Below are 17,048 nucleotides of genomic sequence, written 5' to 3' on the forward strand. Positions count from 1 at the left end.
TTCAGTCAGGCTGCGGCCGCGGCCTGGCTGAAGCTGCCCAGGGCAGTCGCCAGAGCTTTGTAGCCCCGGTGCGCGCGGACGCGGAGCGTGCCCTCGCGGACCCCGAGCTCCTCGGCGATCTCGGCCATGGTCCGACCCTCGAGCTTGTGCTTGGTGACGACCTCGCGCTGGCCCTTGGGCAGGGACGCGAGCGCCCCGCGGATGCGGGCAGCGATCGACAGCTGGCGCTCGTGCTCGACGACCATGCCCTCGCTGTTGGGCGCGACGTCGGCGAGGCCCTCGAGCAGACGCGCGGTGTCATCCCCGGCGGTGTCGACCTTCACGGCGCGCTCTCGATAGATGCGGCGGACGTGGTCGATGGTGGCGTTGCGGGCGATCGCCGAGTACCAGACGATGACGGCCCGATCGGGGTTTGCGCCCTCGGGCGCGGCGTAGCGCGTGCGTGCTCCGTGGGCTTTCATGAACACGCTCTGAACCAACTCGTCGGCGGTGGCGGGATCGCTGATGCGCGCGCGAACTTGGGCGCGCACCATCGGGCTGACTTTGCGATAGAGGGCGTTGAACGCCCGCTGGTCACCGTCGAGGTAGCGGCCCATGAGCACGGCGAGTCCCTGATAGCGGTCCTGGTTGTTCTGGCTCATGTCCTTCCTCCTCGCTTTCGTGTTCTTTGATGCGAACTTCGGCGAAGGGTTACGAAAAACTCGGGGCCAAAAAATTCGATGACAAAAATCGAAACCCTCGATGGGTCATGTGACAGATCGACCAACTTTCGTGCTACTCAGGCGATGCCGGGCTACCACCGGCATCTCGCGTGAGCGGGGTCACCACCTCGAAGCATGGACACGCCAAGCCCATCGTCCCAGACGCCCGATGACGCGAGCATCGTGGCGGGTCTGCGGTCTGGGGACCCCCGGGCCTTCGAGGCCATGGTCCGGGCCCACGTCGGGCCGCTGCGGGCCGTGGCGCTGCGCCTGCTCCGCAACGAGGAGGACGCCGACGACGCCGTCCAGGAGGCCTTCCTCAACGCCTACCGCAGCCTCGACCGCTTCCGCGGCGACGCGCGCCTGGGCACCTGGCTGCACCGGATCGTCGTCAACGTGGCGCTGGGCCGGCTGCGCAAGCGCGAGAGCGCCAAGCGCGACGGCGAGCAGGTGCAGATCGACGCGCACTTGCCCCAGTTCCACGAAAACGGGATGAGCCAGCGCTTCCATCAGCGCTGGACCGTCGGCGCCGACGAGCTCGTGAGCCGCGCCGAGACCCGCGAGGTCGTCCGCAATACCATCGACAAAGTCCCGGAGCCCTATCGTACGGTGTTGGTCCTGCGCGACATCGAGGAGCTCGACACGGCCGAGACCGCCGAGCTCCTGGGCATCAAGCCGGGCACGGTCAAGGTTCGTCTCCACCGCGCTCGGCAGGCCCTGCGAAACCTTCTCGAGCGCGAGCTCGAACTCACCGGCGAAGCATGAGCGAGCACGATCATCCCAAGGGCGACGGCCACCCCTCCTGCGGGCACGACTACGGCCTGAAGATGAAGGTCCACGGCCTGACCTGCCAGGAGATCAGCCAGTTCATGATGGACTACCTCGACAGCTCGCTCGACGACGGGGCCAAGGACGAGTTCGAGCGCCACGTCGGCGTGTGCCCGCCCTGCCTGCACTACCTCGACGGCTACAAGGACACCGTCGAGCTGGTGCGCCGCTGCGGCAAGGTCGAGCTCGACGCCGAGGCCAAGAAGGTCCACGGCGAAAAGCACGGGCCGCCCCCCGAGGGCTTGATCATGGCGATCCTCGCGGCCAAGCAGGCCATCGACGGCCAGGCTTGACGCGCCCTTCGCCATGGGCAAAGTCCCCGGGTGGCTCCGCCCAAACAGCGCAAGACCAAGACCAAGACCAGTAGCGATGCGCTGACGGTCCTGTCGTGGAACATCAACGGTCTGCGCGCGGCGGCCAAGAAGGGCTTCGGCGCGTGGCTGGCCGAGTGCGGCGGCGACATCGTCGGCGTCCAGGAGATCCGCGCCTTCAAAGAGCAGCTCGACGACGCCACCGCCGAGCCCGAGGGCTGGCACAGCCACTTCCGCTCGGCCGTGCGCCCGGGCTACAGCGGCGTCGGCCTGTACAGCCGGGCGCCCGCCGACAAGGTCGAGGTCGAGCTCGGCGAGGCGCGCTTCGACGACGAGGGCCGGGTGCAGCTCGCTCGCTTTGGTCGGCTGTTCGTCGCCAACGTCTACTTCCCCAACGGCAACGGCCGCGACCGCGACAACTCCCGCGTGCCCTACAAGCTCGACTTTTACCGGGCCGTGTTCGAGCTCGTCGAGCGCAAGCGCCGGGGCGGCTACCGGGTCCTGGTCATGGGCGACTTCAACACCGCCCACGAGGCCATCGACCTGGCCCGGCCCAAGCAGAACGTGAAGACCTCGGGCTTTTTGCCCGAAGAGCGCGAGGAGCTCGACCGGTGGATCCGCGCGGGCTGGATCGACACCTTCCGCAGCCTCGAGCCCGGGCCCGGGCACTACAGCTGGTGGTCCCAGCGCGGGACCGCCCGCGAGCGCAACGTCGGCTGGCGCATCGACTACGTCCTCGCCTCGCCCAACGTCGAGCCCTTCCTGCGCGAGGCCTTCATCTGGCCCGAGGTCCCGGGCTCCGACCACTGCCCCGTCGGCGTGCGCCTCGATCGCGCCGTGCTCGCCCGCGGTTGAGCGAGTTTCGTCCGTCAGGCCGGAGCGACGGGAGTTTTCCCGCGGACGACCCGGCCGCGGGTCGGGTAGCGTCGAGCCATGGTTCGCAGCTCCACCCTCGGCATTGGTCTGGTCGCGCTCTCGCTCGCGGCTCCTCTCTACGCGTGCCAGGCCAAGTCGGGCCCGGCGGCGGAGACGGGCGCCAAGGCTGAGGGCGACGCCGCGAAAGCGGAGGGCGCCGAGGCCAAGCCCAGCGCCGAGGAGGCCAAGGCCTACGTCGCCGAGGTCGACGCGAAGCTGCGCGAGGTGTGGACGGCCGAGTCCAAGGCCCAGTGGGCCCACGCCACCGACATCACCGACGAGCACGAAAAGGCCGTGGCCGAGGCCAGCGTGGCGTCCATGACCTACCTCAACGGGGCCATCGCCGGCGCGACCAAGTTCGCGGGCGTCGAGGCCGACGCGGACACGATGCGCCAGCTCCAGCTCCTGCGCATCGCCTCGAGCCTGCCCGCGCCCGCCGACGAGCAAAAGCGCAAGGAGCTGGCCGAGGTCGCGACCAAGCTCGACAGCATGTACGGCACGGGCAAGTGGGACTGCGAGGACGAGGCCAAGCAAGACTGCAAGGACATGGGCGACGCCGTCGAGGTGCTCGCGACCAGCGACGACTACGACGAGCTGCTGAGGGCCTGGGAGGGCTGGCGGACCATCTCCCCGGCCATGCGGCCCAAGTACCAGCGCTTCGTCGAGCTCTCCAACGAGGGCGCCCGGGACATCGGCTTCGCCGACACCGGCGAGCTGTGGCGCTCGGGCTACGACATGAGCGCGGCGGAGTTCGAGGCCGAGATGGAGCGGCTGTGGCAGCAGGTCAAGCCGCTCTACACCCAGCTGCACTGCCACGTCCGCGCCAAGCTGGCCGAGACCTACGGCGCCGACAAGGTGCCCGCCGACGGGATGATCCCCGCGCACTTGCTCGGTAACCTGTGGGCGCAGGAGTGGCCCAACGTCTACCGGCACATGGAGCCCCACCCGGGCCAGCCCTCCATCGACGTGACCGAGGGCCTCAAAAAGGCGAAGTTCGACGAGCTCGAGATGGTGAAGACCGCCGAGGGCTTCTTCACCTCGCTGGGCCTCGATCCTCTGCCCGAGACCTTCTGGGAGCGCTCGCTCTTCCTCCAGCCCCCGGACCGCGACGTGCAGTGCCACGCCTCCGCCTGGGACGTCGACTTCAACAACGACCTACGCATCAAGATGTGCATCAAGGTCGGGATGGAGGACTTCGTCACGATCCACCACGAGCTCGGGCACAATTATTACTATCACTATTACTACGACAAGCCCGTGCTCTTTCAGCAGGGCGCCCACGACGGCTTCCACGAAGGCATTGGCGACACCCTCGCCCTCTCGGTCACGCCCAAGTACCTCGTCGACATGGGCCTGCTCGACGAGGTCAGCGAGGACCCCAAGGCGGTGATCAACAAGCAGATGGCCGACGGCCTCGAGAAGATCGCGTTCTTGCCCTTCGGCCTGCTCATCGACCGCTGGCGCTGGGGCGTGTTCTCGGGCGAGATCGAGCCTGCGGAGTACAACGCGGCCTGGTGGAAGCTGCGAAACGAGTATCAGGGCGTCGCCGCGCCCGTCGAGCGCACGGAGGACCACTTCGATCCGGGCGCGAAGTATCACATCCCCGCGAACACGCCCTACTCTCGCTATTTCCTCGCCAGGATCCTGCAGTTCCAATTCCACAAGGCCCTGTGCGCGGCGGCGGGCCACGAGGGCCCCTTGCACACCTGCTCGATCTACGGGTCCAAGGAGGCCGGCGAGAAGCTCCAAGCCATGCTGGCCATGGGCTCGAGCAAGCCCTGGCCCGACGCCCTCGAGGCCGTGGCCGGAACGCGGCAAATGGACGCTGGCGCCCTGCTCGAGTACTTCGAGCCGCTCCAGTCCTACCTCGAAGAACAAAACGCCGGCCGTACCTGCGGCTGGTAGTGAAACCCAAGCCCCCAAGGGAATTCCCAAGCTCGCGGGCGAGCGAGGGCCAAACAGTCTGGCGCGGGGGGCGGATCCAATGGCTATGATCTGCTATGCGCACATTGATTGGACGCACCGAGCCATGGCATGCAGCGGCGCTTTGGCGCTATCCAAACGCGAAGCTGAGAATGCTGGCACGTCGTGATCCCTGCGTTTGACCGGGCTGAAGTCGGCTCAGCGGCCAACTGGCCGCCCATGCTCCAACTGGCGCGCGGCTTTTTCCTCATTGCCCACGGGCACGCGGGTAAGCTGGTTTACTTCCCTAAAAAGTGGCCCGCTGCGAGGAAGGCGCAGGTTTGCCAAGTTTCAATGACGTCGTACAACTACACTGCGGAAACGGAGCCCAGGAGACAACGGATGGCTAGAAACAAGGGTAAGAGAGCAAAGGCAGGCAATGAAGAGAAGGCGCGTTGGAAGGCGACCTTCGCCGATGACCCCATCGACCTTCAGCACCTGCCGCAAAAGAGCCTCGTTCTGCGGGCCCGGGCGATCCTCGAAGCCGTGAGCAACGGCGCGCCCTGGCACCAGTTCAACGGCAAACGCCTCCGACACGACCGCGACGTGGTCAGTGTACCCCTCGGACGGCGTTATCGCATTTTGTTCCGCACAGATGACGGCTCCCCCCAGCCCGTCTCGGTCATGTCTCACGAGTCCTACAACGGCACCAAGCCAGGCAATCGCTGAGACCTATCGCACTGCCATCCGGCAGACCGAGCTCAAACGCGCGCTCTCATTGGATATGGGGCGCGCGTTTTAGCTCAAGGCGTGAGCACGACCCGGCCGCGGATCCCCGGCTGTTCGGAGAGGTGCAGACCGTCGCGCCAGTCGTCGAGGCTGACCTGGGCCTCCACGCGTTCACGGAGGTTCAGGGTCACGAGCTCCTGGAGCGAGGCCTGGACGTACTCGGGCCCGGCGGCGCGGGCCCAGCGGTACAGCCAAAAACCGCGGACCTGGATGTCTCGAAACACCAGCTGCGCGACCGAGAGCTGCACGGGCATGCGGCTCACGGCGCCGTAGACGATGAGCTCGCCGGTGGGCGCCATGCAGGTTGCGAGCAGCTCGCTGGCGACCCCGCCGCTGCCGTCGAAGGCCATGCGCGGGCTGGGCAGGCCCAGCTCGGCGAGGCGGTTGGGCAGGCTGGGCTCGCGGACCAGGACGTGGTCGGCCCCGAGGCCCCACAAGTCGGCGATGGGCTCGCGGCTGCCGACCAGGGCGATGCTGTGCATGTCTCGCAGACCCCCCAGAGCGGTCAGGTAGCGGCCGACGGCCCCAGCCCCGGGTGAGTGGATGAACCAGTCTCCGGGCGCGAGGTCGTCGAGGAGCACGGCGGCGGTCAGGGCCTCGATGCGCAGGGTCGAGGACTCCGCCGGATCGCGCCCCGGCGGGATCACGACGAGCTCGGCCACCGGGACGCACAGGCGCTCGCGCCAGGCCCCGCAGCGCACGGGCAGGATGATCATCGAGCCGACCGGCGGACCGCCACAGTCGGGCCCGAGCTCGAGGACTCGGGCGACGCCCTGGACCCCGGGGATGTTGTCGGCGAAGGGCAGGGGGTAGAGGCCGCGCAGGCCCAGCCGGTCGGTCGGTGAGATCGGCGAGGCGAGGACCTCGACGAGGGCCTGCCCCGGCCCCGGTTTTGGCTCGGGCAGCTCGACGAGCTCGAGGACCTCGAGGGGGTGCCCCGGACGGCTGAAGCGAAGGGCTCGCAAGGTCGGGAGTGTCGCATCCTGGCCAGGCTTCGCCCAGCCGCGCAGAGGCCTGAGTCAGTCCCCGAGTTGGGCGTCCACGCGGGCCTCGATGGCCGGGATGATCAGGGCCTCGAAGCGCGCTCGTTGGCCGCCCAGGAGCCACCAGGCCATGAGCGCCTCGAGGGCCGTCGCCGCCCGATACTCGCGCACCGTGCCCCGCCGGTGACCCGCCCCACGCAGCGCCGTGTTGCGCCCGCGCCGGACCACCGCCTCCTCGGCCTCGTCGAGGACACCTGCTGCCAGGAGCTCGGCGAGCAGCTCGGCCTGCGCGCCCGCGTTGACGATGCGCGCCCGGGCCTTGTCGAGGCGGTCGACGGAGTAGTCGCCGCGCCGCGCCAGGCGAAGCCGAACCTCACGCTCGAACTCGGCGTCGCCGAGCCACGCGAGGGTCTTCACGGAGCGCTGGCGCAGGTGTCGGTCGTCGGCCTCCGATTGCACGCTGCATGTTTACTCGGTGAGCTGGATTCCTTCCCGTACAGCGCATCTAAAAACCATTTTTGCGTGTGATTTCAACGGCTTGCGCGGGACATTGGCGATCCCCTAGGCTCCACCCATGGTCCGCCTTGGTCTGTGTCGCGTGGTCTTCGCTGCCTGTTTGTTCGCGCCCTTCGCCCTCGTGGCGACGGCCGGCCCCGCGCAGGCCGAGGAGGCCGACGCGGAGGGCAGCGACAAGGCGGGGGTCGACTCGGCCTACGTCAAGGTCACGCTGACCAAGGGCGAGGACAGCTTCGCGCACCCGGGCTTTCGCGTCGCCATCGATGAAGAGGGCGTGTTCGTGATCAACTGCGACGGCAAGGACCACGAGGTCGTGGTCACGATCCGCGAGGCCAGCGAGACCAACTTCAAGATCGAGGTCGACTACAGCGTCAACGGCAACGAGCAGCTCAGCGAGTCCCTCGACGCGACCGTGGGCACGCCGGTGGAGCTGCGCAAGGGCAAGACCGCCCTCGCCATCGACCTCGACCCGCGCGGGCAAAAGGACACCTCGCGCAAGGACGGCGAGAAGATCCTCGGCCCCGACAGCGACGATCCCCTGGGTGGGATGTGATGCGCGTGCGCGCGCTGACTCCGATCACCCTCGCGCTCGTGGTCTCGCTCGGCTGCGCCGACTCGTCTGGCGACACGGACGAGGCCGGCGACGAGATCGGGGTGACGGACACCGAGGAGGGCTCGAGCGAGGACACGACGAGCTCGGACAGCTCCGACACGGTCACGGACACCGACACGAGCGACACGGGCACGGAGTCGACCACGGGCATGGAGAGCCTGTGCCCGGCGGACATCGAGGCGGCCTTCCCCGAGGCGTGGATCCACGGGGCCGACTGCGCCTTTGAGCCCGACATCCAGGTCCACTGGTACGACTCGGACACGGTGATCCTGCGCCAGTCGCTGTGCACCAACTTCGAGGGCCCGTTCATGTTCATGCTGTTCGGGGAGGACGAGGTCCTGCTCGAGGACACGGGGGCCGGGGGCATCGCCATCGCCGCCACCGTCGACGCCGTGATCGAAGAGTGGCTCGAGGCCAAGGGGCGCGCGAGCATCGAGCGCGTCGTGGTCAACTCCCACGCCCACGGCGACCACGTCCAGGGCAACGGCCAGTTCGTCGGCCAGCCCAACACGGCGGTGGTCGGGACCTCCGTGTCCGAGGTGTCGAGCTTCTTCGGCATTCAAAACTGGCGCGACGACATCGCCAGCTACGACCTGGGCGGCCGGGTCATCGACGTGCTGCCGATCCCCGGGCATCAAAACGCGCACATCGCCTTGTTCGACGCCAGCCGCGGCTGGCTGCTGACCGGCGACACCCTCTACCCCGGGCGCCTGTACATCGCGGACTTCGGCACCTACGTGACCTCGATCCAGCGCATGGTCGACTTCGTCGATGGCAAGGAGGTCTGCGCCGTGCTCGGGACCCACGTCGAGATGACGACCACGCCGGGGGTCGACTTCGAGTTTGGCTCGACCCACCACCCCAACGAGCACGGGCTGTGGCTGGGCCTCGAGCACTTGGTCGAGCTGCGCGACGCCGTGGTCGCGATGAACGGCACGCCCGCCTACGAAGTCCACGACGACTTCATAATCTATCCGCTTTGAGCTCCCTCAGTCGGACCAGCTGCCCAGGAACACGCCGTCGGTGAAGGTGCCGCGGCCCTTGGCCAGGATCTCGCAGCGGGGCATTCGCTTCGAGAGCGCGAGCAGCTCGGCGTAGACCCTGGCTCGGTCGCCGTTGGCGTGGCGCTCGAGGCTTCGCAGCGGGACGAGCAGGTTGCGTAGATTCGGGAGCGCGGCGAGCTCGGTGAGCCCGGCGGGGCCGACGGAGGTCTCGTGGAGCTGCAGGTCTTCGAGGCTACGCACGGCGGCGAGGTGCGGGGCGCAGGCGTCGGTCAGCAGGTGGTCGTCCTCGAGGTGGGCGCGGCGTTCGGGGAAGAAGTGATCGGCGTCGGGGCCGAGGGTTTGGCCAAGAACGACGACGGCAGCCATCACGCCTGATCTAGCATTGCGGCGAGGCTGCGTGGCATTGGCGCCAGGCTGGAAATAACGTCGTTTTTTGGTACATCTGTGGCCATGGCCGGGAACAAGATTGGGAGCTCGTACAAGCAGACCGAGGTCGAGGATCGCTGGGACGCGATCGTCGTGGGCTCCGGCCTGGGCGGGCTGACCTGCGCGGCCTTGCTGACCCGCGCCGGCAAGAAGGTGCTCGTGCTCGAGCGCCACTACGTCATCGGCGGCTTCACCCACGTGTTCAAGCGCAAGGGCTACGAGTGGGACGTGGGCGTGCACTACGTCGGCGAGGTCCACCGCGAGCGCAGCGTGCTCGGCCAGCTCTTCGACGACGTGACCGGCAAGCAGCTGAAGTGGGAGAACATGGGCGAGGTCTACGACCGCATCGTGTTCGGGGACGAGGAGTTCCCCTTCCGCGCCGGGGTCCAGAACTTCAAGGACGGGCTGCGCGAGCACTTCCCCGACGCGGCCGACGGCAAGGCCATCGACGCCTACGTCGACACGGTGTTCGCCGCGTCCAAGGCCGCCCGGGGCTTCTTCGCCGAGAAGGCCGTCGACGGGATCAAGGGCAAGGTCGCCGGCGGCCTGATGCGCCGGCCCTACATGAAGTTCACCCGCCGCACGACCCACGAGGTGCTCAGCGCCCTGACCTCGAACCAAAAGCTCATCGGCGTGCTCACCGGGCAGTACGGCGACTACGGCCTGCCGCCCAAGCGCAGCGCTTTTGCCATGCACGCGTCCGTGGCCAAGCACTACTTCCAGGGCGGGAATTACCCGGTCGGTGGATCCGTGCGCTTCGCCGAGACCATCGCCCCGGCCATCGAGGCCGGCGGCGGGAAGCTGCTGACCAACGCCGAGGTCGCCGAGATCATCCTCGACAAGGGCAAGGCCGTGGGCGTGAAGATGGCCGACGGCCGCGAGCTGCGGGCGCCCATGGTGATCTCCAACGCCGGGGCCGCGAACACCTACGGCAAGCTGCTGGGCTCCGAGGCCAAGTCCAAGCTCGGCTTTCGCCAGGATCTCGACCGCATCGAGCCCTCGGCTGGGCACCTGAGCCTCTACATCGGCCTCGAGCACACCGCCGAGGAGCTGGGCCTGCCCCGGGCCAACTACTGGATCTACCCCGACGGCGCCTACGACCACGACCAGACCGTGGCCAACTTCCTCGCCGACGAGAGCGCGCCCTTCCCCGTCATCTACGTGTCCTTCCCCAGCGCCAAGGACCCGGACTTCCAGAGCCGCTACCCGGGCAAGGCGACCATCGAGATCATCACCCTGGCGCCCTGGGAGCGCTTCGCGGACTGGGTCGACAAGCCCTGGCGCAAGCGCGGCGAGGACTACCAGGCCAAGAAGGACAGGTACGCCGAGCGCATGCTCGAGGTGCTGTTCCGCTACGAGCCCCAGCTGCGCGGCAAGATCGCCTACAGCGAGCTGTCCACGCCCCTGAGCACCCGCCACTTCACCGACTACCAGCACGGCGAGATCTACGGGCTCAACCACGACCCGGGGCGCTTCGAGGGCCGCTTTTTGCGGCCGCGCAGCCCCATCCCCCAGCTCTACCTGACGGGCCAGGACGTGATCACCTGCGGCATCGGGGCGGCCCTGTTCTCGGGCTACCTGACGGCCTCGTCGATCCTCGACCAGAACCTGGTGATGGACGTGCTCAATCGAGCCTGAAGCCCGGCCGCGGCGGGGCGAAGGCGGCGGGCTTGGCCCGGGCCGGGCTCGAAGCGTCGGCGGGCTGGGCCTCGAGTGAGGCCGCGAGCTCGCGGACGGCGGCCTCGATGACCACGCCCTGCTCGCGCCCGAGGGCGTAGACGTGCACGCGCACCCGGCCGCCGCCGAGGGCCTCGAGCTCCGGCGGGCGGACCAGCGAGGACCAGTGCGAGGCGAGGGCGGCCTGGCTCAGGGCGCGCAGGGCCGGCGAGGGCTCGAGGGACGCGGGCAGGGCCAGCTCGAAGCTGTGGCGGTGGGAGCCGGCGCGGGCCTGGGTGCGGACGATGGACTCGCGCGAGAGCTGGCCGTAGGGGATGAACACCTCCTCGCCGGACTCGCTCTCGAGGGTCAAAAAGCGGTGCCCGAGGTGGCGGACCACGCCCACGCGGCCGCTCACGATCACCCGATCGCCCTCGCGGCACAGCTCGCCGGCCTTGATGAACACGCCGTTGACCAGGTCGCGCAGGGTCGCCCAGGACACGCCGATGAGCCCGAAGGTCAGGGCCATCAGGCCCAGGGACACGGGCGTGAACTCGAGGTGGTCGTCGAGCACGGCCGGGAGCGCGAGCAGCAGGTAGGTGGTCGCGACGACGACCTCGAGCACGGGGCGCAGGCGGATCAGGGTGCGCCGCCGGCCCTCGCTCATGGGCAGGCGATCGACGAGCCAGCGCAGGCCGCCCATGGCCGTGAACAGGATCAGCCCGCCGAGCACGACGAGGACCAGGCCGAGGCCCGAGAGGCTGAGGACGTGGAGGTCGCCGAGGCCGACGAGGGCGAGCCCCACTCCGAAGTTCAACCCGAGCGTCATGCCAGGTACCCCCGCTCACGCAGCTTGGCCACGAGCAGGTGGTGCACGTAGCGGTTGATCTCGATGGCGCCCTGCTTGCCCTCGACCAGCAAGCCCGCGCGCAGCAGAGCGTCGAGGCCGTGCTCGAGCTCCTGGGCGTCGAGGCCGGTGACCCGAGCGAGGCGGGCGCGAGTCAGGCGCTTGTGGACGCAAAACTGGAGCAGCAGGGCGATCCAGTCGAGGTGCAGGTCGTCGAACACGGCGGCCTCGGGCCGGGTCGGGCGGCGCAGCTGCAGGGCCTCGCCGTCGACGGCGTCGACGTGGGTGATCCAGCTTTGCAAGGCCACGCCGACGTAGCCCGAGGAGAACTCGAACAGGTCCGTGAACAGCCGGGCCTTGTTCCACGCCGGCAGCTCGTCCTCGTCGCGCTCGTCGAGGGCGTAGCGCATGCCCGTGGAGCGGTGGCGGATCTCGATGATGTCCTTGAGCTGCTCGGCGGGCACGGGCCGGCACTCGACCACGGCCAGGGCCTGGTCGGCCAGGGGCACGAAGCGGTCGATGAAGCAAAAGGCGTGCACGTTGAGCTCGAGCACGAACAGCAGGCGGTCGCCCCAGCGGGCGATGAGCTCGATGAGCTTGGTCAGCACGGCCGAGCCCCCGGGGCTGCGCTCCCACCACAGCTCGAGGTCGTGGATGAGGATCACCGAGCCCGCGGGCGCGGCCCCGAGGATCTGGTCCCAGTCCCGGGCGCCGTCTCCGGTCACGCCGAGCTCCTTGGCCAGGCGCGACTGGAACAGCCCGAGCTCCGCCGAGCCGCCCCGGGGCGGGAGCAGGCTGTACTTGTTGCGCTTGTCGAACAGCTGGCGCACGGCGTAGCGGGCCAGGGAGCTCTTGCCGCTGTGGGGCTCGCCGACGATGACCAGGGCGCCCGCGCGCCCGCGCTTCCAGTTGCGCACGGCGAGGTTGAGCTCCTCGAGCTCGGCCTCGCGCCCGACCCAAAACTCGACGCTGACCCGGGACTGGCCGAGGAAGGGCTGGGAGTAGAAGAAGGGCAGGGCGTCGAGGATCTCGGGCCTGGGGCTGTTGGCGTTGACGACCGCGAGGCTGCGCTCGACGAGGCGGCCCCCGGTCGCCCCGAGCACCTCGCGCTGGCTCTCGCGGACCTCGAGCACGCTCGCGGACCAGCGGTAGAGCAGCTGGACCAGGGCCTCGCGGGACAGGCCCTGGGCCCAGCGGGTCGCGCCGCCCAGGCGCGAGAGCGCCGTCCCGCCGCCTTGCTCGTGGCGGACGTACTGCTTGAAGCTGTCCTCGGAGCCGGTGATCGCGTAGGCCTCGGTGCGGTCGAGGACCTTGCCCAGCTGCACGTCGATGCCCTCGCCGAGGGCGGGGACGAGGGCGCGCAGCTGCTCGAGCTCGGCGTCGATGCGGCCGATGCCGTTGTCGAGCACCGGGCCCATGCGCGCGGCGAGGGGGCTCTGGGCGCCCTCGCCCTCGTCCTCGTCCTCGTCGGCGTTGGGGCCCTCGGCGTCGGTGTTGTGCTCGCCGAGCTCGCGCTCGTGCTCGTACTCGGACAGGTTGAAGGACAGCAGGTGGAGCACGTCCTGGGCCACGCCCACGGCGCGCTGCTCGGCCATGGCCACGCGCGAGGCGTGCTCGCGCAGGCCGCTGAGGAACTCGGCCTGGACCAGGAAGTCGGCCAGGCGGCGCAGGGACACGGTCAGCACCTCGCTGTCCTCGAAGGGGTGCTCCTCGAGGTGGGTGAAGGCGTCGTCGCCGATGACCTCGATGGCGTCGGGGAGCTCGGTGCTCGCGGCCTGGACCTCGCGGGCGAGGTCCTCGACGAGCTTCTTGTCGTCGAACTCCGAGCGCAGCTCCTGGCCGAGCTTGGTGGGCGAGAAGCTCGGGGCCTCGCTGGCCTCGGCGTCTTCGCCCGCGCCCTCGCTGGCGGGGGCCTCGAGGGCCGCGCGGTACTCGACCAGGGACGCGCGCAGACTTTCGTAGCCCCGGACCACGCCGCCTTGGATGGACTGGGCGGCGGCGTCCTTGCTGCGCTCGACGATGGCCCGCAGGCGGTGCTGGAAGCCGGCGTTGTGCAGCTCGAGGGCGGCGCGGGCGAGGACCAGCTTGCGGTTGCGTCGCCAGTGCCCGGCGACCTCGAGCAGGGCCTGGTCGAGGCCCTCGCTGCCGGGGGGCAGGCGACGGCTGCGGCGGATGACCGCGGGCGCGTCGAGGCGGTCGATGTCGTTGGCGAAGCTCTGGGCCGCGGTCCGGGCCGCGCGGGCGAGGGCGTCGCGGCTCTGCTCGGCGCGCTTGAGGGTCCGCCCGCCGAGCTTCTCGAGGCGCTCGAGGACCAGGTCGCGGCGCTCGTCGATGCGCGCGGCCAGCTCGCGCTTGGCTCGCTCGTGGGCGTCGAGCTTGGGGGCCTCGCCCTCGCCTTGCTCGTCCTTGCCCGACTTGTTCGCCGGCCGGGCCGAGGGCGGGGGCAGCTCGAGCAGGCGCAGGGCGAACTCGTCGAGGGCGTGGCGGGCCTCGGAGATCGAGCGCCCGAGCTCGAGCACGGCCTGGTAGGAGTCGACGGCCATGTCCTCGAGCACGCCGCTGAGGGTCGGCAGGTTGCGCCCGCGCAGGTAGTGGGCGTAGAGGGGCGCGACGCTCAACGAGTAGCTCAGCTGGCTGCCCTGGAGCAGGTGGCGGCGACGCAGGCGACGCTTGACCCGGCGCAGGGCGGGGCTGTCCTCGGGCTCGAGCTCGAGCACGCTCGGATCGCGGGTCACCGTCAGCGTCTTCGGGGCCTCGCGCTCGAGCTCGACCGAGCGCTCGATCCACCCCTCGATGCGGTGCTCGAGGGCGTCGACCTGGGCCGCGAGGCGGTCGGTCTCGAACTCCGAGAGGATCCGCCGGGCCTGGAACAGGAAGCCGCTTTGGACCTTGTTGAGCTGCTTGCGCTGGCGGATCGCCGCGCGCTCGCGCAGGGCCTTGCCGAGCTGGTCGAAGGCCCGCTCGACGACCCCGCGCAGCTGCTCGATGAGCGCGGCGTCGTGGCTGTAGATCAGGCCCACGCACTCGCTGTGGAACTCGGCCGCGAGCTCGTCGAGGGCCGTCGACAGGTCGCGGGCGGCGACGCCGAGCTCGGGGGGCTCGGGGGCGCGCAGGGGCGCGAGGGAGCCGGCCTCGAAGGCGACCTCGGCGATGCCCTCGAGGTTGATCAGCTTGCTCGACTCGCGCCGCTCCTTGACGACCTGGAGCACGCTCGGGAAGCGGCTCGAGGCCCGGCACATCAGCACGCTGCCGATGTCCCCGAACAGGTCGTCGAGCTCGGCGATCTGCTCGCGGTCCTTGGCCAGGCTGCGGTTGGGCAGGCCCATGACGACCAGGTCCGCCGAGGCGCTCTCTTGGCGCACCCAGTCGCGCAGCGGCCGGTTGCCGATGGCGTTGTTGAGCACCTTGACCGTGGCCTGGACGCGGGCGTCGGCCAAGGCCCGCTGGGCCGACTTGAACAGCGCGTCGCCCCGGCTGGGGTCGTCGTTGAGCAGCAAGAAGCGGACTTGGGAGCGGCGCCAGTCGTCGGTCAACGACAGGAAGCGGACCAGGTTGAGGCTGAGCTCGAAGCTGCCCCGGCTGGGCGTCCACCACAGGTCGACGTGGCTGCGGTCGCCGAAGTCCCGGGTCGGGTCGCGGGCCAGCAGCAGCACGTTGTAGTCGAGCTCGACGAGGGCGTCGACGGTCTCGGCGAAGCCGGCCTCGCCGTGGCGGTGCTCGCCCCAGTTCATCAGCACGGTGTTGGGCTCGAGGCCCGCGAAGCCGTGGAAGCGGGCGATGGCCTGGGCCGTGCCCCAGGGGTCCTCGGTCTCGAGCCGGCGCTCGAACATCCCGGCGACGGTGGTCTCCTCGCCCAGGTTGCCGCGCAGCGAGCCGCCCGCGCCCCGCCGCCGCGCCCGGCGGATCGCCGAGTGCTCCATGCTCTGGCTGCCGTCGACGCTGAGCTCCTCGCCCTTGCCCTCGTCCTCCTCCTCGCGCTTGGCGTCCTTGGGCGTGCGCAGGCGGAAGTCCGTGAGCACGCCGCGATCGCGGATCAGGTCCATGCCGAAGCCCAGCAAGACGCCGCGGTCCTGGAGCTCGCGCCAGCTCAGGGCGATGACGTTGGGCCGCCAGTTGCGCTGCTCGCCGCCGTCGCCGTGCTGCAGCTGCTCGAGGCCCCAGCGGACCAGCGAGGACCACACCCCCTCCCAGGTGTCGCCGGACTCGAGGGCCAGCTCGCGGCGCTTGAGCACGAAAAAGAGCAGGCCGAAGACCAGCGTCGCGCCGATCGTCGCCGGCAGGTCGAGCTGAATCATCATCAGCACGCAGACCAGCGCTCCGATCACGCTGACCGTGCGGGGGATGCGGAACTCGGGGCGGAAGTCCGTGCTCGCCCAGCTCTCGATGGCGCAGCTGAGGTTCAGGAAGCCGTAGGTCGCGATGAAGAAGATCGAGACCACCCGGGCGATGACGTCGAGCTCACCGATGAGGATGCCGGCCTCGCCGATGAGGAAGGCGACCATCAGCGCGCGGCGCGGCTCGTTGTCCTTGCCGTGGCCCTTGGCGAAGAACACCGGGGTGACCCGGTCCGCCGACAGGGCCTGGAGGATGCGCGGCGCGCCCAGGATGCTGCCCAGGCCGGAGCTGAGCGTCGCGCCCCAGATGCCGCCGACCACCGCGTAGGAGCCCAGGCCCCACAGCGACTCGCTCGAGATGTCGACCAGGATGTTGGTGTTGTTGAGCAGGCCGTCGGTGGGGATCTTCCAGGCCAGGAAGATGGCGAGCGTGACGTACACGACCAGGCCCACGCTGATCGCCGCCATGGTCCCGACGGGGATCGAGCGCTTGGGGTCGCGCAGGTCCCCGGACATGTTCACGCCGGCGGTGAAGCCGGTGACCGCCGGGAAGAAGATCCCGAAGATCACGGCGATGGGCTCGGCGCCCTCGGGGGCCGTCAGGTGCATGCCCGCGGTTGGAGGCGCGGTCGGAGACAGGCCGATGGCGAACAGCGAGGCCGCGATCAGCCCGAGGATCACGTACTGGGTCTTGATCGCGAAGCTCGTGCTGATCAGCGTCACGACGGTCAGCGCGATGATCGTGCCGGTCCCGTAGATGCGGATGTTGTCGATGGTCGGCTCGATCTCCCAGTAGGCCAGGAAGCTCTCGCAAAAGCCGATCACGTAGAGGGAGATCGAGAACGAGAGGCCGACGAACAGGGCCAGGCCGAGGGTGCCGCCGATCGGCAGGCCCAGGGAGCGGGACACGATGTAGTAGGGCCCGCCCGCGCCGACCTTCTTGTCCGTGGCGATCGAGGAGATCGACAGGCCGGTGCTCACCGAGATGATGTGCGCGGCGGCGATGACCCCGAGCGCCACCCACAGGCCGCCGTTGCCGACGACCCAGGGGAGGCGCAGATACATGATCACGCCCAGGATGGTCAGGATCGAAGGCGTGAAAACACCGCCGAAGGTGCCGAACTTGGTGCTCTTGTTGGCCATGCGGCGCTGGAGTCACTGTACCGGTGGCGGCGGCGGGCCGACAGCCCAAGGCGCGCACGCGCTGAGCTGGCGTTCAGCCT

Annotated in this window: 14 protein-coding genes; 8 read left to right on the top strand and 6 right to left on the bottom strand. The window is 69.4% G+C overall.

The features are described 5' to 3' along the window. Nucleotides 1–5: 5 nt before the first annotated feature. Complete coding sequence (locus PPSIR1_RS44265; RefSeq protein ID WP_006975013.1) at nt 6–641, bottom strand: RNA polymerase sigma factor; 636 nt, start codon at nt 639–641, stop codon at nt 6–8. 243 nt (nt 642–884) lie between these two features. Between PPSIR1_RS44265 and PPSIR1_RS30175 the strand changes: the two genes are divergently transcribed. From PPSIR1_RS30175 to PPSIR1_RS48450, 5 genes are all read left to right on the top strand, one after another. Continuing rightward, entirely contained in the window at nt 885–1,466 is a 582-nt protein-coding gene (locus PPSIR1_RS30175; RefSeq protein WP_198154648.1) for a sigma-70 family RNA polymerase sigma factor, read from the top strand. After that, nucleotides 1,463–1,822 carry an anti-sigma factor family protein gene (locus tag PPSIR1_RS44270; RefSeq protein ID WP_006975015.1) on the top strand — a complete coding sequence of 120 codons (360 nt, stop codon included), beginning with the start codon at nt 1,463–1,465 and terminating at the stop codon, nt 1,820–1,822. The genes PPSIR1_RS30175 and PPSIR1_RS44270 overlap by 4 nt, the downstream gene beginning before the upstream one ends. A gap of 30 nt (nt 1,823–1,852) precedes the next feature. After that, nucleotides 1,853–2,695, top strand: a complete 843-nt coding sequence (locus tag PPSIR1_RS30185; RefSeq protein ID WP_006975016.1) for an exodeoxyribonuclease III — start codon at nt 1,853–1,855, stop codon at nt 2,693–2,695. Between the two features lie 78 nt (nt 2,696–2,773). Further along, entirely contained in the window at nt 2,774–4,660 is a 1,887-nt protein-coding gene (locus tag PPSIR1_RS30190) for a M2 family metallopeptidase (protein ID WP_006975017.1), read from the top strand. 183 nt (nt 4,661–4,843) lie between these two features. Then, nucleotides 4,844–5,386: a ParE family toxin-like protein gene (locus PPSIR1_RS48450; RefSeq protein WP_157596122.1), complete on the top strand. Its 543-nt coding sequence runs from the start codon at nt 4,844–4,846 to the stop codon at nt 5,384–5,386. Nucleotides 5,387–5,460: 74 nt separating this feature from the next. Here the strand turns inward: PPSIR1_RS48450 and PPSIR1_RS30195 are convergent, their stop codons facing one another. Together PPSIR1_RS30195 and PPSIR1_RS30200 are read right to left on the bottom strand one after the other, a co-directional pair. After that, the gene (locus PPSIR1_RS30195; protein WP_006975019.1) at nt 5,461–6,411 is read right to left on the bottom strand and encodes an MDR family NADPH-dependent oxidoreductase; all 951 of its coding nucleotides are present in this window, start codon (nt 6,409–6,411) and stop codon (nt 5,461–5,463) included. Between the two features lie 54 nt (nt 6,412–6,465). Further along, nucleotides 6,466–6,888, bottom strand: a complete 423-nt coding sequence (locus PPSIR1_RS30200) for a ribonuclease III domain-containing protein (protein ID WP_006975020.1) — start codon at nt 6,886–6,888, stop codon at nt 6,466–6,468. Nucleotides 6,889–7,003: 115 nt separating this feature from the next. Here PPSIR1_RS30200 and PPSIR1_RS30205 point away from each other — a divergent pair, with 115 nt between their 5' ends. Continuing rightward, a complete protein-coding gene (locus PPSIR1_RS30205; RefSeq protein ID WP_157596123.1) occupies nt 7,004–7,498 on the top strand; it encodes a hypothetical protein in 495 nt (164 codons plus the stop codon). A 5-nt stretch (nt 7,499–7,503) separates the two neighbouring features. Continuing rightward, entirely contained in the window at nt 7,504–8,541 is a 1,038-nt protein-coding gene (locus tag PPSIR1_RS30210) for an MBL fold metallo-hydrolase (RefSeq protein WP_157596124.1), read from the top strand. A gap of 6 nt (nt 8,542–8,547) precedes the next feature. Here PPSIR1_RS30210 and PPSIR1_RS30215 read toward each other — a convergent pair whose 3' ends face one another. Beyond that, a complete protein-coding gene (locus PPSIR1_RS30215; RefSeq protein WP_006975023.1) occupies nt 8,548–8,928 on the bottom strand; it encodes a hypothetical protein in 381 nt (126 codons plus the stop codon). 84 nt (nt 8,929–9,012) lie between these two features. On the opposite strand from PPSIR1_RS30215, the gene PPSIR1_RS30220 reads away from it, so the two are divergent. Then, the gene (locus PPSIR1_RS30220; RefSeq protein ID WP_006975024.1) at nt 9,013–10,626 is read left to right on the top strand and encodes a phytoene desaturase family protein; all 1,614 of its coding nucleotides are present in this window, start codon (nt 9,013–9,015) and stop codon (nt 10,624–10,626) included. Here the strand turns inward: PPSIR1_RS30220 and PPSIR1_RS30225 are convergent. Together PPSIR1_RS30225 and PPSIR1_RS44275 are read right to left on the bottom strand one after the other, a co-directional pair. Then, complete coding sequence (locus tag PPSIR1_RS30225; protein WP_006975025.1) at nt 10,613–11,473, bottom strand: mechanosensitive ion channel domain-containing protein; 861 nt, start codon at nt 11,471–11,473, stop codon at nt 10,613–10,615. The two genes, PPSIR1_RS30220 and PPSIR1_RS30225, sit on opposite strands and share 14 nt — an antisense overlap. Further along, on the bottom strand, nt 11,470–16,968 hold the full coding sequence (locus tag PPSIR1_RS44275; RefSeq protein ID WP_006975026.1) for an amino acid permease: 5,499 nt from the start codon (nt 16,966–16,968) through the stop codon (nt 11,470–11,472). The genes PPSIR1_RS30225 and PPSIR1_RS44275 overlap by 4 nt, the downstream gene beginning before the upstream one ends. Nucleotides 16,969–17,048 lie beyond the last annotated feature (80 nt).

Source organism: Plesiocystis pacifica SIR-1 (genome assembly GCF_000170895.1).
In the GTDB taxonomy this organism is placed as follows: Bacteria; Myxococcota_A; Polyangia; order Nannocystales; family Nannocystaceae; genus Plesiocystis; species Plesiocystis pacifica.